24 protein-coding genes and 1 pseudogene are annotated in these 21,389 nt (G+C 39.9%); 4 read left to right on the plus strand and 21 right to left on the minus strand.

Going from position 1 to position 21,389, the window contains the following annotated elements; all coding sequences use genetic code 11:
* Nucleotides 1-137: 137 nt before the first annotated feature.
* The 8 genes from IYQ23_RS00930 to IYQ23_RS00965 all read right to left on the minus strand — a co-directional run bounded on the left by IYQ23_RS00930 (nt 138) and on the right by IYQ23_RS00965 (nt 6,131).
* Nucleotides 138-845, minus strand: coding sequence for a glucosaminidase domain-containing protein (locus IYQ23_RS00930; RefSeq protein ID WP_195673815.1), 708 nt, complete (start codon nt 843-845; stop codon nt 138-140).
* A 120-nt stretch (nt 846-965) separates the two neighbouring features.
* The gene (gene yihA / locus IYQ23_RS00935; RefSeq protein WP_003035043.1) at nt 966-1,553 is read right to left on the minus strand and encodes a ribosome biogenesis GTP-binding protein YihA/YsxC; all 588 of its coding nucleotides are present in this window, start codon (nt 1,551-1,553) and stop codon (nt 966-968) included.
* 11 nt (nt 1,554-1,564) lie between these two features.
* Nucleotides 1,565-2,797 carry an ATP-dependent Clp protease ATP-binding subunit ClpX gene (gene clpX, locus IYQ23_RS00940; protein ID WP_106083669.1) on the minus strand — a complete coding sequence of 411 codons (1,233 nt, stop codon included), beginning with the start codon at nt 2,795-2,797 and terminating at the stop codon, nt 1,565-1,567.
* Between the two features lie 38 nt (nt 2,798-2,835).
* Entirely contained in the window at nt 2,836-3,009 is a 174-nt protein-coding gene (locus IYQ23_RS00945) for a hypothetical protein (RefSeq protein ID WP_003024903.1), read from the minus strand.
* Entirely contained in the window at nt 3,009-3,521 is a 513-nt protein-coding gene (locus IYQ23_RS00950) for a dihydrofolate reductase (protein WP_195673816.1), read from the minus strand. The genes IYQ23_RS00945 and IYQ23_RS00950 overlap by 1 nt, the downstream gene beginning before the upstream one ends.
* A 186-nt stretch (nt 3,522-3,707) precedes the next feature.
* Nucleotides 3,708-4,547 carry a thymidylate synthase gene (locus tag IYQ23_RS00955; RefSeq protein ID WP_195673817.1) on the minus strand — a complete coding sequence of 280 codons (840 nt, stop codon included), beginning with the start codon at nt 4,545-4,547 and terminating at the stop codon, nt 3,708-3,710.
* Between the two features lie 85 nt (nt 4,548-4,632).
* Nucleotides 4,633-5,850, minus strand: coding sequence for a voltage-gated chloride channel family protein (locus tag IYQ23_RS00960; RefSeq protein ID WP_195673818.1), 1,218 nt, complete (start codon nt 5,848-5,850; stop codon nt 4,633-4,635).
* Nucleotides 5,851-5,864: 14 nt separating this feature from the next.
* Nucleotides 5,865-6,131 carry a chorismate mutase gene (locus IYQ23_RS00965; protein ID WP_195673819.1) on the minus strand — a complete coding sequence of 89 codons (267 nt, stop codon included), beginning with the start codon at nt 6,129-6,131 and terminating at the stop codon, nt 5,865-5,867.
* 259 nt (nt 6,132-6,390) lie between these two features.
* On the opposite strand from IYQ23_RS00965, the gene IYQ23_RS09445 reads away from it, so the two are divergent.
* Both IYQ23_RS09445 and IYQ23_RS09450 read left to right on the plus strand, forming a co-directional pair.
* Nucleotides 6,391-6,783 (plus strand): hypothetical protein, encoded by a 393-nt coding sequence (locus IYQ23_RS09445; RefSeq protein WP_229311885.1) that lies wholly within the window; start codon nt 6,391-6,393, stop codon nt 6,781-6,783.
* A gap of 8 nt (nt 6,784-6,791) precedes the next feature.
* Entirely contained in the window at nt 6,792-7,235 is a 444-nt protein-coding gene (locus IYQ23_RS09450; RefSeq protein ID WP_229311886.1) for a hypothetical protein, read from the plus strand.
* Nucleotides 7,236-7,422: 187 nt separating this feature from the next.
* On the opposite strand, the pseudogene IYQ23_RS09710 reads toward IYQ23_RS09450, so the two are convergent.
* From IYQ23_RS09710 to IYQ23_RS01020, 10 genes and pseudogenes are all read right to left on the minus strand, one after another.
* Nucleotides 7,423-9,924 (minus strand): annotated as a pseudogene (locus tag IYQ23_RS09710) (pneumococcal-type histidine triad protein).
* A 145-nt stretch (nt 9,925-10,069) separates the two neighbouring features.
* The gene (locus IYQ23_RS00980; protein ID WP_022525936.1) at nt 10,070-10,711 is read right to left on the minus strand and encodes a Pr6Pr family membrane protein; all 642 of its coding nucleotides are present in this window, start codon (nt 10,709-10,711) and stop codon (nt 10,070-10,072) included.
* Between the two features lie 8 nt (nt 10,712-10,719).
* On the minus strand, nt 10,720-11,055 hold the full coding sequence (locus tag IYQ23_RS00985) for a zinc ribbon domain-containing protein YjdM (RefSeq protein WP_003032271.1): 336 nt from the start codon (nt 11,053-11,055) through the stop codon (nt 10,720-10,722).
* 324 nt (nt 11,056-11,379) lie between these two features.
* Nucleotides 11,380-12,174: a pyrroline-5-carboxylate reductase gene (gene proC, locus IYQ23_RS00990; RefSeq protein WP_195673820.1), complete on the minus strand. Its 795-nt coding sequence runs from the start codon at nt 12,172-12,174 to the stop codon at nt 11,380-11,382.
* 4 nt (nt 12,175-12,178) lie between these two features.
* Entirely contained in the window at nt 12,179-13,441 is a 1,263-nt protein-coding gene (locus IYQ23_RS00995; RefSeq protein WP_195672846.1) for a glutamate-5-semialdehyde dehydrogenase, read from the minus strand.
* Between the two features lie 13 nt (nt 13,442-13,454).
* Complete coding sequence (gene proB / locus IYQ23_RS01000; protein ID WP_195673821.1) at nt 13,455-14,564, minus strand: glutamate 5-kinase; 1,110 nt, start codon at nt 14,562-14,564, stop codon at nt 13,455-13,457.
* Between the two features lie 86 nt (nt 14,565-14,650).
* The gene (locus IYQ23_RS01005) at nt 14,651-15,547 is read right to left on the minus strand and encodes an RluA family pseudouridine synthase (protein ID WP_195673822.1); all 897 of its coding nucleotides are present in this window, start codon (nt 15,545-15,547) and stop codon (nt 14,651-14,653) included.
* Nucleotides 15,537-15,998: a signal peptidase II gene (gene lspA, locus IYQ23_RS01010; protein ID WP_195673823.1), complete on the minus strand. Its 462-nt coding sequence runs from the start codon at nt 15,996-15,998 to the stop codon at nt 15,537-15,539. The genes IYQ23_RS01005 and lspA overlap by 11 nt, the downstream gene beginning before the upstream one ends.
* Complete coding sequence (locus IYQ23_RS01015) at nt 15,995-16,903, minus strand: LysR family transcriptional regulator (RefSeq protein ID WP_195673824.1); 909 nt, start codon at nt 16,901-16,903, stop codon at nt 15,995-15,997. Before IYQ23_RS01015 ends, lspA begins: the two co-directional genes overlap by 4 nt.
* A 151-nt stretch (nt 16,904-17,054) precedes the next feature.
* Nucleotides 17,055-17,495, minus strand: a complete 441-nt coding sequence (locus IYQ23_RS01020) for a hypothetical protein (protein WP_195673825.1) — start codon at nt 17,493-17,495, stop codon at nt 17,055-17,057.
* 172 nt (nt 17,496-17,667) lie between these two features.
* On the opposite strand from IYQ23_RS01020, the gene IYQ23_RS01025 reads away from it, so the two are divergent.
* Together IYQ23_RS01025 and IYQ23_RS01030 are read left to right on the plus strand one after the other, a co-directional pair.
* Complete coding sequence (locus IYQ23_RS01025) at nt 17,668-17,925, plus strand: metal-sensitive transcriptional regulator (RefSeq protein ID WP_003024959.1); 258 nt, start codon at nt 17,668-17,670, stop codon at nt 17,923-17,925.
* A gap of 615 nt (nt 17,926-18,540) precedes the next feature.
* On the plus strand, nt 18,541-19,029 hold the full coding sequence (locus IYQ23_RS01030; protein WP_195673826.1) for a prolyl-tRNA synthetase associated domain-containing protein: 489 nt from the start codon (nt 18,541-18,543) through the stop codon (nt 19,027-19,029).
* A 48-nt stretch (nt 19,030-19,077) separates the two neighbouring features.
* Here IYQ23_RS01030 and IYQ23_RS01035 read toward each other — a convergent pair whose 3' ends face one another.
* Genes IYQ23_RS01035 through IYQ23_RS01045 form a run of 3 tightly spaced genes read right to left on the minus strand, consistent with a single transcriptional unit; the run spans nt 19,078 to nt 21,347 of the window.
* On the minus strand, nt 19,078-19,374 hold the full coding sequence (locus tag IYQ23_RS01035; protein ID WP_195673827.1) for a rhodanese-like domain-containing protein: 297 nt from the start codon (nt 19,372-19,374) through the stop codon (nt 19,078-19,080).
* The gene (locus IYQ23_RS01040; RefSeq protein WP_195673828.1) at nt 19,364-21,019 is read right to left on the minus strand and encodes an FAD-dependent oxidoreductase; all 1,656 of its coding nucleotides are present in this window, start codon (nt 21,017-21,019) and stop codon (nt 19,364-19,366) included. Before IYQ23_RS01040 ends, IYQ23_RS01035 begins: the two co-directional genes overlap by 11 nt.
* Nucleotides 21,020-21,041: 22 nt before the next feature.
* The gene (locus IYQ23_RS01045; protein WP_003024970.1) at nt 21,042-21,347 is read right to left on the minus strand and encodes a rhodanese-like domain-containing protein; all 306 of its coding nucleotides are present in this window, start codon (nt 21,345-21,347) and stop codon (nt 21,042-21,044) included.
* Between the last annotated feature and the right edge of the window lie 42 nt (nt 21,348-21,389).

Consider the following 21,389-nt stretch of genomic DNA (forward strand, 5'->3'; position numbering starts at 1 on the left):
TTATCATAATCTAGTCTTCTCTGTGATTTATTAGCGAATACAATTATTTTATAGGAGAATTTTTGTTAGATGAATTCCAGATAAAAAGGAGAAGAACGATGTCGTTCTCTCCTACTAAATTTCTTTCAAATAAAATATTATTGATGACGATTTGCCCAAGCAACATCCAAATCTAACACTTCTTGTGTTGTGTATTGTTGGCGATAAGGATTGTAGACTTTGTTAGTCGTTGCAATATTGGTTGCTTGCACATTTGGTACATCGTATTGTGTCAAATTATACTGTTGAATCAAATTATTCAACTTAACATTATAGCTTGTATCCGTTGCATAGACACCTGTTAAAGCAGCAGTCGCATTCATATAGCTGGTCGTATTACTCTTCCAAGCATAAGTGTAGCGGCTATGTTTTAAAATCGCCACATAGTCTTGTAAAGATTCAACATAACTTGGATAGGATCTAAATTCTGCATTGACATTATAAGTATTTCCTTGCCCATCATCTTCTAGTGTAGCCATTGTTGCTGATTGCCCAGCATACTGTCCTTTGATGCCAAATAAATTATGATGAGGAGTGGCTGATAAAGCAGAACGTCCAGAATTGCTTTCCAGAATGGCTTGTGCAATCATAACCGAAGCATACAAATCATTCTCTTGTCCTAATTGACGAGCCGTTTCACCAATTTGTGAAATGAACACCTCTGTTTGAGTTAACGGACGTTGGTAAGTCTCATCATTGGCACTAGCTGGGTGAACTTGCTTGGACAAAACTGCACTAACCAATAAAGCGGCGACCGCCAAAGCTAGAACTGTTAAAATTCTTTTTTTCAATTTTTTCTTTCTCATGGCTTATTCTCCAGTATAATATATTTTGATTATAACATAAAATTCCCAGCCCTTAGTTACAATTTGGTGACAGATTCATTATAAAAAACCGAGAAAATGATTCTCAGTCTTTCTTCAACTCTAAATTTTTTCCAAAATCGCATCCCAAGCTGCTTCTAAACCATCTTTATTGACAGATGAAAAAACAATAAAATCATCATCTTTATCAAAATCTAACTTTTTCTTAATGACTGATTCGTGCTTGTTCCATTTGCCGCGTGGAATTTTATCAGCTTTCGTGGCTACGACAATGACTGGTATTTCATAATATTTGAGAAATTCGTACATTTGTACATCGTCTGCACTTGGCTCATGTCGAAAATCCACTAGACTGACAACTGCTCTGAGATTTTCCCTGCTCGTCAGATATTCCTCAATCATCTTGCCCCACTTCGCTCGTTCTGTCTTAGAAACTTTAGCATAGCCATATCCTGGGACATCCACAAAACGAAGTTTGTCATCAATATTGAAGAAATTCAGCAATTGCGTTTTTCCTGGCTTGCCAGAAGTTCGAGCTAGATTTTTTCGATTTAACAATGTATTGATAAAGGAAGATTTACCAACATTTGATCGTCCAGCAAGGGCAATTTCAGGAATCTCGTCTTGCGGATAATGAGATTTATTTGCTGCACTTAGCAAAATTTCTGCATTGTGTGTGTTAATTTCCATTGCACACCTCTTTATGCTGTTTCTAAAATCGGCTTATCCGTTCCGTCAACTGCTTCCTTGGTAATCCGTACCAGCTTCACATTTTCTTGACTTGGAACTTCAAACATGACATCTATCATAGTTTCCTCGATGATTGAACGTAATCCACGCGCACCTGTCTTACGTTCAATGGCTTTGTTGGCAATCTCTTGGAGAGCATCATCATCAAACTCCAATTTGACATCATCATAAGAAAGAAGAGTCTGATATTGCTTCACTAAAGCATTCTTTGGTTCGCGAAGGATTCGCACCAAATCATCAACTGTTAAAGGCTCAAGCGCTGCAAACACAGGTAAACGACCAATCAATTCAGGAATCAAGCCAAATTTTTGAATATCTTCAGAGATGATTTCTTGCATATAAGAACCAGTTTCATCAATGGCCTTGTTGTTTTGACCAAAACCGATAATTTTTTCGCCTAGACGTTGTTTGACAATTTCTTCAATACCGTCAAATGCACCACCAACGATAAAGAGAATATTTTTCGTATCTACTTGAATCATCTCTTGTTGAGGGTGCTTGCGGCCGCCTTGCGGAGGTACGCTGGCTACAGTTCCTTCAATAATTTTGAGGAGCGCTTGCTGAACACCTTCACCAGACACATCACGAGTAATAGAGACATTTTCGCTTTTCTTCGCAATTTTATCAATCTCATCTACATAGATGATACCACGTTCAGCACGCTCAATATTGAAATCTGCTGCTTGCAAGAGTTTCAAGAGAATATTTTCAACATCTTCTCCGACATACCCAGCTTCTGTCAAAGCTGTCGCATCTGCAATCGCAAAAGGAACATTCAGACTTTTTGCCAAAGTTTGAGCGAGAAAGGTCTTGCCAGAACCAGTTGGTCCAATCATGAGGATATTGGATTTCTGCAATTCGACATCTTCCTCATCTTCACGATTATCATGAAAATTGATGCGTTTATAGTGATTGTAAACAGCAACGGCCAATGCTCGCTTAGCACGGTCTTGTCCAATCACATAATGATTCAAAATATTGAGTAATTCTTGCGGTTTTGGTACTTCTGACAAGTCTGCCAGCACTTCTTCTGCTAATTCTTCTCTAATAATTTCTTGTGCTAATTCCACACATTCATTACAAATAAAGGCATTATTTCCTGCGATAATTTTTTGAACTTCCTCTTGGCTTTTACCACAAAAAGAACAATAAACCATCATTTCGTTCGTACGATTTGTAGGCATTTTTCACTCCAATTCTATTCGTTGTTTATTCTTTTTTCTCATTTAAATAAGGTCATATAAAAAGCATGAATACTATTCACCAAATTTGTAAAAGCATTCAGCCAAAAGAGCACTGACAATCCATACCGTTTTTTACGAAAAGCTTGCGTTGCCGCCATAACACAAACGACACATAAAAGAGCCGTAAAAAATCCGAAAATACTACGTTCCATTACGACTCCCTTCTCTGAAAGGTTGTGACAGTAAAGTCATACTCATTCTTTTCATCTTTGGCATGAAACTGACGAGACAGCTCCTGAAATTTCGTCATATCAAAATCTTTTGGAAAATAAGTATCACCTTGTAAACGAGCATGAATACGGGTAATAACTAATTCATCCATTAAAGGCTCAAATGCAGAAAAAATCTGACCACCGCCAATAATATAAAGAGTTTTTTTCTGAGTCTCATACCATTTCATAACAGAATCAACATCATGAAACACCAGAACTCGCTTATTCTCTGCTTGATATGATTCGTCTCTCGTCAAAATAATTGTCGTGCGATTGGGCAATACTCTGCGGTTCATCCCATCAAATGTCACTCGCCCCATTAAAATAGCCTGTCCAGTTGTCATTTCTTTAAAATGCTTGAGGTCAGCTGGTAAATGCCAAGGCAACGTGTTGTTTCGCCCAATCAAGCCATTCTCATCTTGCGCCCAAATAGCTACAATTTTCTTTGTCATTTCCTCACCCTTTGAATTGATATTTCTATTTTATCAAATTTCACAAAAAAAGGCTGACTTTAACTATCAAATCAAAGCGCCAATTTATATTGCACAAGAAATCCGTTCTTTTATGATGTCTTGTGAAAATAGTTAGATACAGCCCTTTATTTTTTAGATTTTGAAAATCTGAAAATCACTTCATTCTCAAATGGCTAAATCAAATTTCAACTGTGGCTTAACAGGGATATAATCAACTAATTCAAAATCTTCTGCTTTAATGTCAAAAAAGTTGGTTCCGTCTGGGACATTCAATACTAATCGTGGCAGGCAATCCGTCGGTTCACGTCGAAGTAATTCTTCAGCTTGTTCAAATTGATTATCATAAATATGCAAGTTGTTGACAAAATAAAAGAATTTACCAACTTTCCAGCCAAAATGTTTGGCAATCATCATTTGCAATGCTACATACTGCATGGCATTGATGTGATGAGCTACCAACATATCATTTGAGCGTTGTGTCAGAGTTGCATCCAGATAAATGTCACCGTCTACACGGCGTACATCAAACATGGTCTGAAAAGCACACGGTAGTAGACCTTCTGTTTCTTCAAATGCTTCATAATCCCAAAGTGAGATAATATTTCGTCGATTCCAAGGATTGATTTCTAGCTGTTTCAAGATTTTATTGATAATATCATGTTTCTTAACAACAGCACCATAGCGCAAGCCAATCGTGCGAGTATCTCCCACTTCCCAATCATGCCAATAATGAACATTGTACTTTTCTTCTAAAATATCTAAGCTATTGGATTGGTCTTGGTAAATCCAGAGCACCTCTTTGATAGCTGACTTGATAGCAATCGGTCGAAGCGTTGTGATAGGAAATTCTCCCTTGCTCAAGTCATATTCAGCAAAAGAACCGGTGATATACTTAGAATTTGCAACTTTCCCATTTTTATAACGAGGGCGTGCATTTTCAGAAAAAACACCTTCAGTCAAGATTTTTCGAATATTTTCTTTAAAAATAGTATCTGCTTTTGTCATGATTTCCCTTTTCTAATATTGCTTTTTCTAGTATAACACAAAATAAAAATCTCCTACAAGTTAAAACCTCGCAGGAGAACATTCTTCAATATCGAATTTTTTGAGCTCCATAAATTGAATGCTGACGATGTAGAGAAAACGCCACCGCACACACTATGAAAAAATAGGGGAAATTAGTAAAGCCAAATACTTCACAGCCGATTAAAATCGGACCTAAGAAAGTAGAGGTCGCACTTCCAAAAACAGCAGCATAACCTAGTGCAGCAATCAAACCAACTGGAAGTCCAAATAAACCCGCTAGCAACACACCTAAGCTTGCACCAATTGCAAAAAGCGGTGTCACTTCTCCGCCTTGAAAGCCAGCAGCTAATGTCAAAACTGTCAGAAGTAATTTGAAGAACCAATCATATACATAGACAGGCTGACCAGCAAAACTAGCTGCAATCAAATTTGTTCCAAGCCCTGAGTATCGTCCTTTATCCAACAATAAAAAGACAATACTTAAAACAATTCCCATCACCACGATTCGTTTGTAGGGATTTGGAAAAATAGTTGCCGCTTTCTTTTTACTCCATGAGAGAGCATAAGCAAATACATTGCCACAAAATCCAAATAAAACTCCAAGAAACACTAATTTGATAAGAAGCATTGGTGATAAAGCCAGATGAACAGAAATTGGTTGTACAAACTTTTCAAGCCCTAACGCATGCGATGTCCAAGAAGCAACAAAGGAAGCAATCATTGCAGGATACAGAGTGGTCAGTTGCAAAGTTCCTACAACCAAGACTTCCATTGCAAACAAAATTGCCGCTAGCGGTGTTTGAAATAGACCAGCAAAACCAGCAGCCATTCCTGCGACTAAAAAGATTTTTGAAGTGTTGGGGATAGAAAATTTCTTGCCAAACCAATGAGAAACTGTTGCTCCTAATTGTACTGCTACTCCTTCTCGACCGGCCGATCCACCAAAAAGGTGCGTCATCCAAGTTGTCAATATAACCAAAGGAATCAAGCGCTTTGGGATATGTTCCTCTACACCATGCCCAACTTCAAAAATCAAGGTCATTCCTTTGCTACTTTTCCCACCATATTTCTGATAGAGAAATACAATCCCTAATCCCGCAATAGCTAAAAAAGGAATCAAATAGAGTGGATACATAGAGCGGATATCGCTTAAAAAGATAAGGGTTCGCCCAAATATCGCATCAATAATCCCAACTACTAGACCTATAAAAATGGATAACACTGTAATAACCACTGCTCGCTTTCCACTATCAAGCCATTCTATATCACGCGCATTTTTCATTTAAACTTCCTTTATTATTTGACGTGTTGGTCTTGATAAGCACGCGAATGTTTCAAAATATCAGAAAAAGTCTGAACAATGCTTTCTTCGTACTGTTTTTCATGTACACTATTTGCAACTTTCTCTAGAATTACTTGTTCTCGCTGAGTGTCTAATACAGCTTTTCCAGTCTGACGTTTATAGAGAGCAACTTGACTCACCAAAGTCATTCTTTTTTCTAGTAAGGCAATCAAATCTGCATCTATTTGATCAATTTCTTTTCTAATTTCTACTAAATCCATGATTTCCTCCTAATCGCTTTCTATTTTAACAAAATTTTTCACAATATGCTAGTAATCGTCAGGTTTTGAATCTCAAGTCCTAATTTTCTCAATTTTAGCAGAAAAATAACACTCAAATTGAGACAAGTTCAAATAAAGCCTATTCTTTCAACTCTAAGCAGCTTCTACTTCTAACCTTCTACTTTGCTTCTACTCGCCCTAAAATCCGGCTTGACAATCCCTTTCCTTCTGTGGTAATTTTGAAAAATAAGAGGGAACGATGTTAGATTACTATTTGGAAGAAGCTATTTTAAACAAGGCAGAAGTGTTACAAATTTTGCTGGAATTTCAAACTTTAGAGATTGAGCAGATAACACAAATTACCAGTTTTAGTGAGAAAAACATTTATCAATACTTGGCAGAGCTGAAGGAAGAATTTCAAGATTTGTTCTATTTGCGAGTCATGAAACGCACGGTTCATTTGGATATTTATACAAAGCTCAATCCGCTAGTCTGTTTTCATCGGATTTATCAAGGTTCTACTTTTCTTCGTCTTTTGTACTATTTCTTGCGGGAAGAAAAAGAAAGTTTTGCCTGTTTTATCCAAAAAGAATATCTCTCACGTTTCAATATAACCACAGAGGTCTGCGCGACCCGCTTTATCGGATTTTAAAGGTGCTTGTGAGAGAATGGATGCAAGAGGTGGGCTTAACAGGCGAGGTTTACAAGTACCACATTTATCATGTGAGCATTCAGCTGCGAGAGCTGATTTATTCCCGCATGGCTCCTATTCCACTTTACATTTTTGCGAGTAACAATGCAGATTTGACAACTTTAAAGAATGCCTTCTCCATGAATATTCCACCTACTATTGCACGAATATCTGGTGTTGACTTTTTGAATACCTCCTTGAATTTGCAGACGCACGAGGAAACAAGCATTATCGTAGCCGACCAGCACCTTTCGACTTATCTCGAAGCCTTATTTCCAGAGGTAGAACACATTCTCATCAACTTTTCTATGAACTTTTATGACATTCATTACCAGCATATCTATGAAGCTATTTACAAGTTAAGAGAACAACGATATCGGGAGTATGTCAAGGGCTTGGAGAAGTTGATGTAGAACAAATCAAAATCGTTAAAATCCGGAAAATGGTTATCTGTACAGTGCCTGAAAGTCAAAAAATACTTTTCTTCAGTTAAAAGCAATAAAGCCTGAAAAAGTTCCTTTAGGTAACAATTTTCAGGCTATTTTTTATCTAAAAATCTCAATTGAACAGCCTTCTCAGGAAATTCAAAATAAAATTTTATTATTGTTTTGAGACAGACTCCTGCTCATTAGACGAAGTTGTCTTTTCAGCTGTTGATTTTGTTTCATTTTCAGCCACTTTCAAGTCTGACGGAGCTTGTTCTTTCTCAGAATTGTTTACCTTATTGGCTTCTTCATCTGATCCTTTCCTCGAATCCGGCTGCGCTTTTTCTTCTTTTTTAGTTTCAGAACCCTTGTCTGTTGAGTCAGCAGTTTATTCCTCTACTGGAGACGATTTAGCTTCATTGGTATCTACGCTCTTTGCAGTACCTTCTTTTTTAGAAGCCTCTTTTTCTTCTTTCTTTTCCTCGATCAATGGATTGTTTTCGATGCTTCCTCCCTTAACGGCTGGGAAATACTGAGCCAATGCTTTTGGAATTCGATTTTCATTTAACTCCAGTTCTGACTTTGGAATAAAATTATGACTAAGATCAATATAGGTAATGGTATTGTTAGGGGTACTAATCGCCACGCTTGTGATCTTATTCTTAGATACATCTAAATTTTCAAGTGCTTTAAATTGATTCACACTTTCCAAATTCTTCAAGGCATTGCCGCTTAAACTCAATTCCTTCAAAGATGATTGAGTTCCAGAGATATTTAAGCTCTGAATTTGATTTTGAGCTGCTGTAAAGCTGGTCAGATTCTTTGCTGCTTCAATCCCTGCCAACGAAGTCAGGCGATTACCACTCATTGTAATACTGTCAAAGCAGGATTGTTTTTCAAGAAATTCAAATTTTGAATATTTGACTCATTCACTGTCAGTTCTGCAAGCGCTGAGGTTTTCAAACTATTGATATCCAAGTTAGGATTATTTGACAAGAACAGACGTGTTAGGTGCGCTTTTTGAGCCAATGCTGATACATCTTGGAGTTGATTGTGCTCCAGACTAACCGCTTGTAAATTTGAAAGATTTGACAGAGCTGAAATATCTGAAATTTCATTATAGTCCAAATTTAAGGATTCTAAATTCCTCAACTGAGCCAGCGGACGAATGTCACGAATATTATTACCAGCTGCCACTACCGTTTTCAGATTTGGATAGTTCTTTAAGAAAGATAAATCTGAAACGCCATTTTGTGAAATATCCAAATCCTCCAGAGTTGGAATCTCTTTTAAAAAGTCATAATTCGTAACTTCTGTCTTAATCATCCAAAGCTGTTTCAAATGCTTAAACTGTAACACCGGACGAATATCTTTAATTTTGGTAAAACCAATTCCTAGCACTTCAATATTTGGCATCAAATTAAGACCTTTACGCTCCAGCGGATCTTTTCTTTGCCCAATATTTAGGTATTTCACCGTTGCCAACCAGGATTTCATCTTTTCCAAGTCCGTTTCATTTGACGGAAATTCTGTATCCGCAGTTGCATGTAAAATATCTTCGATAATCTCATCATCAAATCCTAAGGCTTTCAATGTTGCCATGCCTACCTTATCATGAGCATGCGGATCACCGTGTGGATCGAATGGTTTGGTCGTATCAATGTCACTAATTAAAGTTGAATGTTTGTGATCGCCATGTGGATAAACAAAAGCCTTCCCTTTTTCATTGTCAATCACTTGGATCAAACTTTCATCAATTCCCAACTGTTATGCCAGATAGGTCTTTTTCTTAGTGATTTCTTCATTTTCTTTTGAAGAATCTTGTGCTGGCGTGGACGGAGTTTGACCTTTTCGAGCATAGTAAGCGTCCTCAGCAGCTTTTTTATACTCTGCTGGGATTAAATATTCCCATTTGGACTGAATGAGTTGTTCATAAGGGATAACGTGCGTATGACCGTTATGGTTCACTAATAAGCCATAGGATTTCTTTTCTTGAATCCCTGTTCCATCAAATAAAAATCCATCACTTGTCGGATAATCTATACCAGCAAACTGATGTTTGTTTGAACCTAGATGCTGCGGATTAACAGATGGGTTTGTGTAATTTGGCTACGCATGCGGAAGAGATTGTCCACCTGAAGCATTGCCAGACGGTACCGTTTGAGGCTGATAGGCTTGACTGCCATTACCTCTTAATGAATGTTTCCAGATATAGTGATAGTGATCACCGTGTCGAACAACATAGCCATTTTCATCTTCTGAAACAATATCTTTTGGATTAAACACATAGCCATCATCAACGTCACTCGCTTGACCGAGATTCTGCGCAACGGCGGTTGACGGAGCTTGACCTTTTTTCAGAATCAAGTAAGCCCATTTGCTGTTTTTTAAATCGGAATAAAAAATAAAGTGTGTGTGACCATCATGGTCTAAAATCAAGCCGTCATTTGTTCTAGCCTTAATCTGTGATTCACTTGTGAATAGAAAACCGTCATCTGTCGGCTTATCTACACCTGGTACTTGACCTTTTTTAGCGTTAGAATGTTTCTTTTTCACTCCTTGTTTCGCCCGTCACCTTATCCCTGCTTTTTGACGACGAGTTAGAATGGCAAGCAGTCAGTAAAAGATTGCAAGATAAAGCAATTCCTGCCAATGCCCAAAGCTTCTTATATTTCATATAGCTCTCCCTTTTGTTTAACCAGTTAATATTTAACTAGTTAAACAAAACACAGAAAACACATCTTGACAAGAAAAAATAAGTCAAATAGAGAGTTTTTAGCAAAATACAGAAAAAAACAGACAACATCTGTTTTTTGTAAACTTTAAGAGGGCTGTTTTCGTTTCTGACGTCTTGAAAAAGACATCACTCCATAAAAACTATAACCGGCCAACAAATAGCCGATAAAGATTTTGAGTGACCATTGCAACACATACGGCCAACCGTACTTTGGAATATTTAAGAAAAAATAAGCAAAAGGACTATCTTTTGCGCCTGGAATAGGCCACTTGATGACTAAACCATTAAACAAGGCAAAAGCCAAATAAATCAAAGGCACACTTGTCCAAACAATCGGGTCAAACCAACGATATTGTGAGCGTTTATCAAACAACAAGGTATCCGCTAAAAACCATAGTGGTACAATGTAATGACAGAGGAAATTTTCCAGTCGATAAAAATCAGTCGCGAGCGGTGCCAACATAAAATGATAAATGACGCATGTAATCATGATACACATGGTCACTCCGCCTTTTAGCCGAAACAGCGACTGCGTTTGCCAACGATGTTCAGAACGCGCCATTAGATAAAGCAAATAGGCCGTAAAAGCTGTGACAATCATGTTAGATAAAACCGTGTAGTACATCAGCATTCCTAAGCCACCATGCTTTGTGATTTCAAGGTAAACTCCTGTAAATCCTAACATAAACAATACCATGCGGCTATAAAAAATCACATTTCGCTTCATCATCAACCTCAGATTTTCTTGACAAACTCTGATTTGAGCTTCATCGCACCAAAACCATCAATCTTGCAGTCAATATTGTGGTCTCCTTCTACAATCCGAATATTTTTCACACGCGTCCCTTGTTTCAAATCCTTTGGAGCACCTTTGACCTTTAAATCTTTGATGAGAGTGACGGTATCTCCGTCCGCAAGCTGATTCCCATTTGCATCAATTGCTCTGATACGCTCTTCTTCAACGACTTCTGTCGGATTCCATTCGTAGGCACATTCAGGGCAAACTAACAGCAAACCGTCTTCGTAAACATATTCTGAGTTGCATTGTGGACAATTTGGTAATTGATTCATACTTCTCCTTCACTAATCTCTAGACATCACACCTAGAATTTATCATGCTTTTCTATTTTACTATAAATTAAAAAATTTGACAAATGAGATAAAATGACTAATTTTTAAAAGACTTTTTGACTCAATACTTAATGAAAATTACAAGATTTAACGACCTTCACTTCTATCTGCTAGTACCTTGAGCAATCAACTACCATGTTGTTGATTTATTGCGCCATACACTTTGAAGTTGGAGATTTTTACAAAGTATAAAAAATCATTTGATTTTCTATTATAAATTTTTTTGATGTCATAAAATGCTTCAATCATTGCAAACCATCTATGTCATTTGCCTAATTCCTGAGTGCGTTTATAAGACGCAGCAACGGCTTTGATAATGTTTCCTCTGAAAGCATCTGCTTCAAGACTTGCTACTCCCGCAATCGTTGAGCCTGCTGGGCTGCAAACCTGATCTTTGAGAACAGCAGGGTGTTGACCACTTTCTTTGGCTAATGCTGCTGCTCCTAAAAGGGTCTGATTTGCTAATTGCAGAGCTAAGTCTCGTGGTAAGCCAGTTTGTACTCCTGCGTCAGCTAATGCTTCTAAAAAAAGATACACAAAAGCAGGACCACAGCCTGCCACAGCAGTAGCGGCATCTAATTGCTGCTCCTTTAAATGAACCAGCAAACCGGCAGAATCCAATAGTTCACACAACAAATCTTCATCCTGCTCTGTTGCTTTATCTGATAAAACATAGCTGATAACACCAGCACCAACTGCAACGGGTGTGTTGGGCATTATCCGGATCAACCGATGTTGTGTAGGAACAAGAGCTTCTAACTGCTGCAAGGTCAAGCCAGCAGCCATAGAAATGAGTAAAACAGAGCTGCGCTTTTCTAAAATAGCATGGTATTCTTGCAACAAATCCGCAAATTGAGTGGGTTTCACACCCAAGAAAATCACATTTGCTTGCTCAAAGACGACTTCATTCGTTACAGGTTCGCCCCCCACTTCATTCGCAATCTGCTTTGCTTTTTCTGGGCTTCGATTTGCGAGCAGGATTTGATGATTTTTTTGCCTAGCCACTACACGTGCTAAACTGCCACCCATATTTCCTAAGCCAATAAATCCAATTTTCATGTTTTTACTCCCTAATCTGTCCTGAACCTTGCACAACATATTTATAACTCGTTAATTCTTTTAAGCCCATCGGACCGCGTGCGTGTAATTTCTGAGTAGAAATCCCCATTTCACAGCCCAAACCAAATTCTCCACCGTCTGTGAAACGTGTGGAAGCATTGACATAGACTGCTGCACTATCAACCTGCTCTGTAAAAATCGCTGCGCTAGTGGCATTGTTGGTAATAATGGCGTCTGAATGATGTGTGCTGTGCTGCTCGATATGTGTGATAGCTTCTTCCAAAGAATCCACTACCTTTACAGCCATGATATAATCTGAAAATTCGCTATCAAAGTCGCTAGGATCTGCTATTTCCCCTGAGATGAAAGAGCGAGCTGTTTCATCCAATCGAAGTTGAACAGGTACTACCCCACGCGCTTTACGAACAGTTACTAAGCGTTCTTCTAATGTTGGGAGAAACTGAGAAGCAATTTTTTTATGAACTAGACAAACTTCCATTGCATTGCAGACCGAAGGACGACTGGTTTTGGCATTGTTGATAATCTCTAGTGCCATTTCTTGGTCAGCGTCCTTATCAACATAGATATGAACAATCCCCGTACCAGTCTCAATCACAGGAACCGTCGCATTTTCAACGACCGCTTGAATCAGCCCCGCACCCCCACGAGGAATTAGCAAGTCCAAATAGCCTTTTGCTTTCATCAAGATTTGAGCACTTTCACGACTGGTATCTGACACCAACTGCAAGCAATCATCTGAAATCGCGGTCTGACGAAGTGCCGCCTTTAGCGCGGAAACAATGGCAGCTGCTGTTTTATGCGCTTCTTTTCCGCTGCGAAGAACAACTGCATTTCCACTCTTAATGGCTAAAGCAGCTGCATCAGATGTCACATTTGGACGACTTTCATAGATAATTCCAATCACCCCAAGAGCTACCCGCTTCTTAATGATTTCTAGTCCATTTTCCAAATGAGAGACTTCTAAGATGTCTCCAACGGGATCTGGCAACGCAATCACTTGACGAATGCCAGCTGCCATGTCTTTGATGCGATTGGCATCTAAATACAGACGATCCAACATGACATCTGAAATATGACCTTTTGCCGCTGTCATGTCTTCCGCATTGGCTGTCAAAATTGCGTCCGTAGTCGCTTCTAAATAATCAGCCATCAAAGACAGAGCTTCATTTTTCTCAGCCGTTGAAGCTGTGTTAATTGATTTTTTTGCTTGCTTGATTTTCTCTAGTAAGCCTTGTGTACTATTCATATCCTACTTCCTCTTAAAATTCTGACAATAATAATTCCAATTCAGGCGTTAGTGAAATCCAATGGTCTCGGTGAATTACCACTCCCTTTGGTTTATTGGCTTTCAGCATATCTTGCAAAGCTGATTGCCCAAAACGAACACGTCCTTTTCCTAAAATGCGCTCTGTGTCCTTTTCATAGACGGTCACAATATCATCATAAGAAAAGTGTCCTGACATTTTTGAAATTCCTGAAACAAGTAAGCTCTTGCCTTGCTCACTCAATGCTGTGCTTGCTCCTCTATCCACCCAGATAGAACCTTGACTGGTAGCGTAAAAAGCCAACCATTGTTTTTGCGTTTTCATATTTTTGGCTGAAGCAGTAAAAAATGTACCATTTGCTTGATTTTCTGCAGCTTCGATGAGGGGCTGCTCTTTCAAAGAAGAGCAAATGTAAACAGGAACCCCTGCCATAGTGGCAATCGTTGCTGCTTTTAGCTTGGTCAGCATGCCACCTGTTCCATTAGAAGAGCCTGCTCCACCTGCCATTTCAAGCAAATCCGTCGTAATCTCCTCTACCAAATCAAGGCGCTTGGCATCAGGATGATTGACTGGATTCGCCGTATAAAGCCCGTCAACATCCGTTAATAAAACTAACAAATCTGCTTGCACCATAGACGCAACCTGAGCGCTCAACGTATCATTGTCACCGACTTTCAACTCAGCAATGGAAACCGTATCATTTTCATTGATAATTGGAATGGCTCCTCGGTTGAGCAAGACAGAAATCGCCTGATGTGCATTTTTATAGCGCCGTTTATCCGCAAAATCATCTTGTGTTAATAAAATCTGAGCCGAGACAATCTTTTTCAATAGCAGATTCGTCGTGTATTCTTCTAACAGCAAGCCCTGACCTACCGCTGCGGATGCTTGCTTGTCTGCAATTTTTGTCGGGCGTTTCTTAAATCCCAAAGATGAGAAACCTGCCGCTATTGCTCCTGATGAGACTAAAATCACCTCGTGCCCTGCTTCATGTAGCATGGCTAACTGCTGGGTAATCACTCTCACTTTCGCTCTCGATAAACTTCCATCCTCATTTGTTAAAGAACTGGTACCGACTTTACATACAATTCGTTTATACTTCATAACCCTCTCCAAAGCTGATATATTGCATTATTATACCAAAATTTCGAGCAAAATAAAAAAGAAATGAAGCAGAAAGAGATATTCTCTCACTCCATTCCTTTTCTCAATTTCTCTAGTGTTTCTTGGAAAATAGCTGGCGCTTCTGCTGTAAATTCCATGACTTCTCCCGTCTTAGGATGAGTAAATCCAAGCGTTCTGGCATGTAAAAATTGACCGTGCCCTTTTAGCGTTTTCCGCGGCCCGTACACTTCGTCACCCGCTACTGGATGACCAATATAAGCCATGTGCACACGGATTTGATGCGTACGCCCTGTTTCCAGCTGCAATTCTACCAGCGTATAATTGCCAAAACGTTCTAAAACATGGAAACGTGTAACAGCTGGCTTTCCTTTTGCCGTTACAGCTTGTTTTTTTCTATCTTTTTCACTGCGTCCAATCGGTGCTTCAATAACACCTCTGTCATTCGGCAGATTACCATGTACAATCGCCCAATACTTCCGCAGGGATTTTTTATCTTTTAATTCCTCAGCGAGCTTGATATGCGCATCATCGTTCTTGGCAATCATCAACAATCCTGATGTATCTTTGTCAATTCGATGGACAATTCCGGGGCGCAAAACACCATTGATACCGGACAAATCCTTGATGTGGTACATCAGCGCATTGACCAGCGTTCCGCTCGTATGCCCTGCACTGGGATGCACCACCATACCTTGAGCCTTGTTCACCACTGCAACATCTTCATCCTGATAAACAATATCTAGCGGCAGATTTTCTGCAACATATTCTAGTGCTTCTGGTTCGGGCAATTCATAAGTAATCACATCGCCTGCCTTGACAGCATACTTGGCTTTCTTCACTTGTCCGTTGACTAAGATTTGTCCATTTTTGATTTGTTCATTGGCATGACTTCGGGATAATGGTGTCAAATCAGCAACCGCCTTGTCCAACCGTACACCGCCAATCTCTACTTTAACTTGCATTGTCCTCTTCCTTTAACATCATCACTATCAGCACAAGCACGCCAATCGTCAGATAACTATCCGCAACATTAAAAATTGCAAAATTGATAAAATCGAGCTGAAACATATCCACGACAAAACCTTGGCGCATGCGGTCAATAAAATTTCCAATTCCACCTGCAATAATTAAACTCAAAGCAGACAGCAGCCAGACAGAACCTTTGATGTGCTTGCTCAAATACCAGATAGCAGCGCCAATCACCACTAAAGTAATTACAGCAAACAACCATTGCTGGTTTTCCAGAATTGAAAATGCCGCTCCTGTATTTCGCAAATAAGTCAAACTCAAAATCTTTGGAATGAAAGGCTTCACTCTGCCTAATTGAATGTTTTTAACAATTTCAAACTTGACCCATTGATCCAGCGCAATCAAAGCCACAATCACAATCGGCACGGTCACTTTTCGTTTCATTTTTTACCTCTTTTTGCAAAATATTCTTCCATCACAGCAACAAAAGCTGCACCGACCGGTGAAAGCTCTACATCTTCGCGTTTGACATAAACCATGCGGTTTTCCAAATTGTCTTTTAACCGAATCACCGTAATGCCGTTTACACTATTGCTATCCAAAAATCCAGAGCCTGTCGCATAAGCATCTGTCCGCTCCAAAATACCATTTAAAGTAGCACGGTCCGTCACATTAAACATCTGCGAACTGGCGCTGGTGTCCACGAAATTCTCTGAATAATAGAGATATTCGTCCTTTTCCTGTGTAAAACGAACCGTCGGCAAATCTGCCAAATCTTCCATAGTAAGCTCCTCTTTCCCAGCTAAGGGGTGATCCGCCCGCAGATAAATGTGTGTCTGAAAAGGAATCAAATCTACCACTTCCAGCCCCAATTTATCCATCCGCTGCATCATTCCCTTGGTATTTTGATTGTTCAGATAGATAATGCCAATCTCGCTGTGTCCTTGTGCAACTTCGTTTAAAATCTGCACCGTTGTAGATTCAAAAATTCGGAAATTCTTATCTTTTGGATAGCGTTTGGCAAATTCCGTTATCAGAGGCGGCAAGAAATCATAGTGCTGGCTGGCAATGGAAAATTCTGCTTTTTCTTCCTCTGGATTGGCGTATTGATTTTGAAAGACATCAAATCCTTTAACCAATTCTTGAGCTTTTTCGTAAAATTCCATCCCTCGACGTGTCAGAAATGTACCGCTACTCGTTCTGCGAAATACTTTAAAACCCAGTTCTTTTTCTAATTCTCGAACCGCAATGGATAAACTAGGCTGGCTGACATACATTTTCTCAGCGGCTTCACGAAAGGTGCCACTATTGGCAATGGCTACAACATAGCGCAGTTGTTGAATATTCATCCTTTTACCCTCTTTCAAGTGTTTTATCATTATACCATAAATCAAGGCATAACTGAACCTTCATACACCCATGAAATCCAGTCGTCGCTTCTTTCATATCTTCCTAATAAAGCAGATAAAACAAGTTGTTTTTGGCTGCTACAAGTGACATTCAAGTTCTTTCACTCATGTAGTGGCTTATCTCATCAGCTGTCAATTTTCGCACTTCTGTATTGGGGTACTCTTTGTATTCATGAACGGTAAAAACAGGTGCCAGCAATGGGCATGTTTTATCCTTATTCTTTTTTAAAAATACTTGTAAATCTTCTTTTGCCGCAAAAATTTTATAAGACAGCCTTCCCTTGCTATTTTCTATTTCATAAATACCGCATGGCTTTTTCATCGTATAATCAGCGGTTCGCAAGTATAGCTTTGCGATTTCTAATGACTTAAAGGGAAAATGCCACCTTTGCAATCCTCTCTTTGGGTCTTTTTCAATGCAGATACACCGCCCACATGTTCCGCAAATATACTGCCTATGGTGTTGCAAACAATCCAAAGGATTCAGTAAAGGCGTTCTTCTACTTTTCCTAGAATAACATTCTTGACACATGTTTACCTCCTGTTACTGACCGACATAGATGGATTCTATCATGGTGAACATCCAAGTTTGACACAAACCGTTCACATCATCCCCCCTCATTATATCATAAAGAAAGAGCGAGAACTTTGACAAAGAGGTCTATTCAAGATATAATGTAAAAAAATAAACTGAGGACAAGGACATGGCAAATTCAAAGCTTATTACGCGGCTGAAACGCTCCGAAGGACAACTGCGCGGCATTCAAAAAATGATAGAGGAAGAGCGCGACTGTGCGGACATTATCACCCAATTAACCGCTGTTCGCTCTAGTGTCGAGCGGGTCATTGAGTTGATGATTACTGAAAATCTCACTGAATGTCTCAATCACCCTTTGGACGACCCCGAAGCACAAAAAGAGCGACTAGAGAAAGCCGTCCAATACCTTATCAAGCGAAAATAACCTCAGCAGGCGACGAAAACTGCTGAGGTTTGTTTATTTACGGTACACAATATAAGGGATGATTCCAACTATCACTTTTTTAGAAAAATAGAACTGCACAATGGGCAAAAGCAGCTCTTAAAGGAGTGGTCGCCCAGCGGACGAAGTGAACCTGTTTCTAGGCAAGTCGTCAGCCCAGCGGACAAAGTGAACCTGTTTCTAGGCAAGTCGTCAGCCCGGCGGACAGAGCAAACTTGTTTCTAAGCAAACCATCCGCTCGGCGGACGGAGTGAACTTATTTCTAGGCAAGTCGTCAGCCCGGCGGACGGAGTGAATTACTTTTAGGACAGATTATCGACCCGGTCGACGAGGTGAACTGCTTTTAGGACAGACTAGCGACCCGGTCGACGGAGTGGACTGCTTTTGGGACAGACTAGCGACCCAGTCGACGGAGTGAACTACTTTTAGGACAAGCGGTCGAACCCGGTCAACGAGGTGAACTGCTTTTAGGACAGACTAGTGACCCGATCGACGGAATGGACTGCTTTTGGGGGCAGGTTGCCAACCATTGAAAGAAAAGTCCTCCTCAATATGGTATAATAAGAGTAATAAAACAAATCAAAGGAGGCAAGTAAAATGGACTTATACGCAAAAGTAGAAGAAACCTTGAACAAGTTAAACATTCCATTTGAAATCGTGGAACATGAACCAGCACTTACGACCGAGCAGGCCGACAGCTTCATCGAAGGCATTGAAGGCGTCCGCACCAAAACGATGTTTCTCACTAACAAGAAGAAAACCGCCTACTATTTACTCATTATGGACGACAAAAAACGCTTGGACATGAACTTGTTTAAAGAACTGGTCGGAGCCAATAAAATCCGCATGGCATCATCTGATAGTCTATTTGAAAAAATGATGTTGCCAGCAGGTGTTGTTTCTCCATTTGGATTGTTAAACAATGCCGATAAAGACATTCAAGTTTATTTTGACAAAGAAATCATGTCGGAAAAACGAATGAGTTTTCACCCCAATACCAATGAAAAAACACTCTTTTTAGACACAACGGACTTACTCAAATTCCTAGAAGCCATTGGCTACGAAGCTCATATTGTTGAATTGTAATACGAATAAACCCGATTAAGACAGCACTTAATCGGATTTTCTTTTATTTTACTCCACCTCTCCGGGCCAGATATTCATGCCCCCAGCCACATTGGTTACATCAAATCCTTGCGCACTTAAAAACTGACACGCAGCCGCAGAACGTGCGCCAGATTGGCAGATGACATAGTATTTCTCCTGCTGGCTGAGTTGTTTGTAGCTCGTCTCAAAAGTGCTTAATGGCAGATTTTTTGCCGTCGGCACGTGTCCCATTTGAAACTCATAATCTTCTCGCACATCAAGAATGGATAAGGTTTCTGTCTGATATTTTTTATAAAATTCAGACATAGTGATACTAATTTCCATATTCTACTCCCTCTGGTTTCACCATTTTATACAAGGCAAAAGCGCCGTCTAGGTTCTTAACAGAAAATCCTGCTTGTTTAAGAATGCGCTCAGCAATATAGCTGCGAAGTCCGCTATGACAGCTCACGATGTAGTCCTGCGACTTGTCTAGCTCTCCTAAACGCTCACGCAGCTCATTCAATGGAATGTGAACTGTATCTACTTTCAGATGACCTTGCTGAAACTCACTGGTTGTCCGCACGTCTAGGAATTTCTTACCAGCAGCTAGTTCATTTTCCAATTCATACCACTGGATATTGTCACTCAAACCTTCTACCAAGTTTAAGGCTGCATATCCCAGCATATTGACCGGATCTTTAGCAGAGCCAAACGGTGGCGCATAGGTAAATTCCAACTCTGGCAAATCAAAAATGGTTAGATTGCCTTTGATAGCCGTTGCCAAAATATCAATCCGTTTATCAACGCCTTTTTTCCCAACACCTTGTGCACCGTAAATTTTGCCACTTGTTGGCTCAAAGAGGAGCTTCAAGGTCACATCAGTCGCACCCGGATAGTAGCCAGCATGATCCTTACCACTGACATGAATAACTTGATAAGGCAGGCCATTCATACGAAGAATGCGCTCGCTCAGCCCTGTTGAAGCTGCCGTCATGTCAAATGCCCGAACAATAGCTGTACCAATGCTGCCTTTATTCTTTCGAGCTACTCCAGCAATCACATCCGCAACTTGGCGACCTTGACGATTAGCAGGCGAAGCCAATGAAATCAGTGCATCTTCTCCTGTAATCTCTTGCTTAACCACAATCGCATCGCCGACTGCATAAATATCAGGTTGACTGGTTTCATAACGCTCATTGACTAAGATACCGCCACGCAGTCCCAGTTCAATACCTGCCGCCTGTGCCAAAGCATTCTCCGGTTGCACCCCGACAGACAGAATGGTCACATCAGAAGCAATCTTTTGCCCATTTTCCAGCACAATGACCTGTCCCTTGTCCTCAAACCGCGTAGCAGACTGAGAAGTTATCACTTGAATGCCGTTTTTCAGCAATTCAGCTTGAACAAAAGCAGCCATTTCTTCATCAAGCGGTGGCAAAACATGCGGTGCTTTTTCAACAATCGTCACCTTCAAACCGCGCCTCCGAAGATTTTCTGCCATTTCAAGACCAATGAATCCAGCCCCAATCACCACAGCTTCTTTTGGCTGTTTCTCCAAAGCTAACATAATCTCATCTAGGTCAGGAACATTACGTAAAGTATAGGTATTTTCAGCTGTTTCCAAACCTTCAATTGGAGGCACAAAAGGCTTTGCCCCCGGAGATAAAATCAACTTATCATAACTCTCTGTAAATTCCTTTCCGTCATGCCGAACCGTCACTATATGTTGATCTGGTGAGATAGCCGTCACTTCATGGAAAGGTCGCACATCTAAACGAAAGCGTGCCTTTAAACTCTCAGGCGTTTGCACTAACAAGTCTTCGCGTTCAGCAATTTCTCCAGAAACATAGTAAGGCAGACCACAGTTCGCAAAGGAAACGAATGGGCCCTTTTCAAAAATAATAATCTCAGCGCCTTCTTTTAGCCGTCTTAAACGCGTCGCTGCAGACATTCCACCTGCAACTCCACCAACAATGATAATTTTCATTCAACTTCCTCCTTTATCACTTTTAAACAACTTTTCCGGTCCAAGCACTCATACCGCCTTGAACATTGACAACATCATAGCCTTTTTTCTTTAGCTTTTTGGCTGCCATTTTGCTCCGCACACCGGAATGGCAAATGACATACAGTGTTTCATTTGTTGCTGGCGTGTATCTTGCGATTTCATTAAGTGGGACATTCTTTGCGCCTTTGATATGACCACGCCGATATTCAGACGGTGTTCGTACATCTAGCAGTTGAATCTTCTCTTTTAATTTTTGTTCCAATTCACTTGTAGAAATACTATCTATTTTCGTAAATAAGTGAAACATAAGCACCTCCATTTATACCCTTATGGGGTATATTAAACCATG

Origin of the sequence: Streptococcus sp. HF-100, assembly GCF_015594635.1 — a bacterium.
Lineage (GTDB): Bacteria > Bacillota > Bacilli > Lactobacillales > Streptococcaceae > Streptococcus > Streptococcus vaginalis.

Bases quoted from the DNA above. Each gene is read 5' to 3' on its own strand.
- yihA (WP_003035043.1), bottom strand. From the start codon at position 1,553: ATGGAAATTAACACACACAATGCAGAAATTTTGCTAAGTGCAGCAAAT.
- IYQ23_RS09445 (WP_229311885.1), top strand. From the start codon at position 6,391: ATGTTAGATTACTATTTGGAAGAAGCTATTTTAAACAAGGCAGAAGTG.
- IYQ23_RS00945 (WP_003024903.1), bottom strand. From the start codon at position 3,009: ATGGAACGTAGTATTTTCGGATTTTTTACGGCTCTTTTATGTGTCGTT.
- proC (WP_195673820.1), bottom strand. From the start codon at position 12,174: ATGAAAATTGGATTTATTGGCTTAGGAAATATGGGTGGCAGTTTAGCA.
- IYQ23_RS01030 (WP_195673826.1), top strand. From the start codon at position 18,541: ATGGACTTATACGCAAAAGTAGAAGAAACCTTGAACAAGTTAAACATT.
- IYQ23_RS00955 (WP_195673817.1), bottom strand. From the start codon at position 4,547: ATGACAAAAGCAGATACTATTTTTAAAGAAAATATTCGAAAAATCTTG.
- IYQ23_RS01020 (WP_195673825.1), bottom strand. From the start codon at position 17,495: ATGTGTCAAGAATGTTATTCTAGGAAAAGTAGAAGAACGCCTTTACTG.
- IYQ23_RS00995 (WP_195672846.1), bottom strand. From the start codon at position 13,441: ATGAATAGTACACAAGGCTTACTAGAGAAAATCAAGCAAGCAAAAAAA.
- IYQ23_RS00960 (WP_195673818.1), bottom strand. From the start codon at position 5,850: ATGAAAAATGCGCGTGATATAGAATGGCTTGATAGTGGAAAGCGAGCA.
- IYQ23_RS00950 (WP_195673816.1), bottom strand. From the start codon at position 3,521: ATGACAAAGAAAATTGTAGCTATTTGGGCGCAAGATGAGAATGGCTTG.
- clpX (WP_106083669.1), bottom strand. From the start codon at position 2,797: ATGCCTACAAATCGTACGAACGAAATGATGGTTTATTGTTCTTTTTGT.
- IYQ23_RS01015 (WP_195673824.1), bottom strand. From the start codon at position 16,903: ATGAATATTCAACAACTGCGCTATGTTGTAGCCATTGCCAATAGTGGC.
- IYQ23_RS00985 (WP_003032271.1), bottom strand. From the start codon at position 11,055: ATGAATCAATTACCAAATTGTCCACAATGCAACTCAGAATATGTTTAC.
- IYQ23_RS01005 (WP_195673822.1), bottom strand. From the start codon at position 15,547: ATGCAAGTTAAAGTAGAGATTGGCGGTGTACGGTTGGACAAGGCGGTT.
- proB (WP_195673821.1), bottom strand. From the start codon at position 14,564: ATGAAGTATAAACGAATTGTATGTAAAGTCGGTACCAGTTCTTTAACA.
- lspA (WP_195673823.1), bottom strand. From the start codon at position 15,998: ATGAAACGAAAAGTGACCGTGCCGATTGTGATTGTGGCTTTGATTGCG.
- IYQ23_RS00965 (WP_195673819.1), bottom strand. From the start codon at position 6,131: ATGGATTTAGTAGAAATTAGAAAAGAAATTGATCAAATAGATGCAGAT.
- IYQ23_RS01025 (WP_003024959.1), top strand. From the start codon at position 17,668: ATGGCAAATTCAAAGCTTATTACGCGGCTGAAACGCTCCGAAGGACAA.
- IYQ23_RS01045 (WP_003024970.1), bottom strand. From the start codon at position 21,347: ATGTTTCACTTATTTACGAAAATAGATAGTATTTCTACAAGTGAATTG.
- IYQ23_RS01040 (WP_195673828.1), bottom strand. From the start codon at position 21,019: ATGAAAATTATCATTGTTGGTGGAGTTGCAGGTGGAATGTCTGCAGCG.
- IYQ23_RS01035 (WP_195673827.1), bottom strand. From the start codon at position 19,374: ATGGAAATTAGTATCACTATGTCTGAATTTTATAAAAAATATCAGACA.
- IYQ23_RS00980 (WP_022525936.1), bottom strand. From the start codon at position 10,711: ATGAAGCGAAATGTGATTTTTTATAGCCGCATGGTATTGTTTATGTTA.
- IYQ23_RS00930 (WP_195673815.1), bottom strand. From the start codon at position 845: ATGAGAAAGAAAAAATTGAAAAAAAGAATTTTAACAGTTCTAGCTTTG.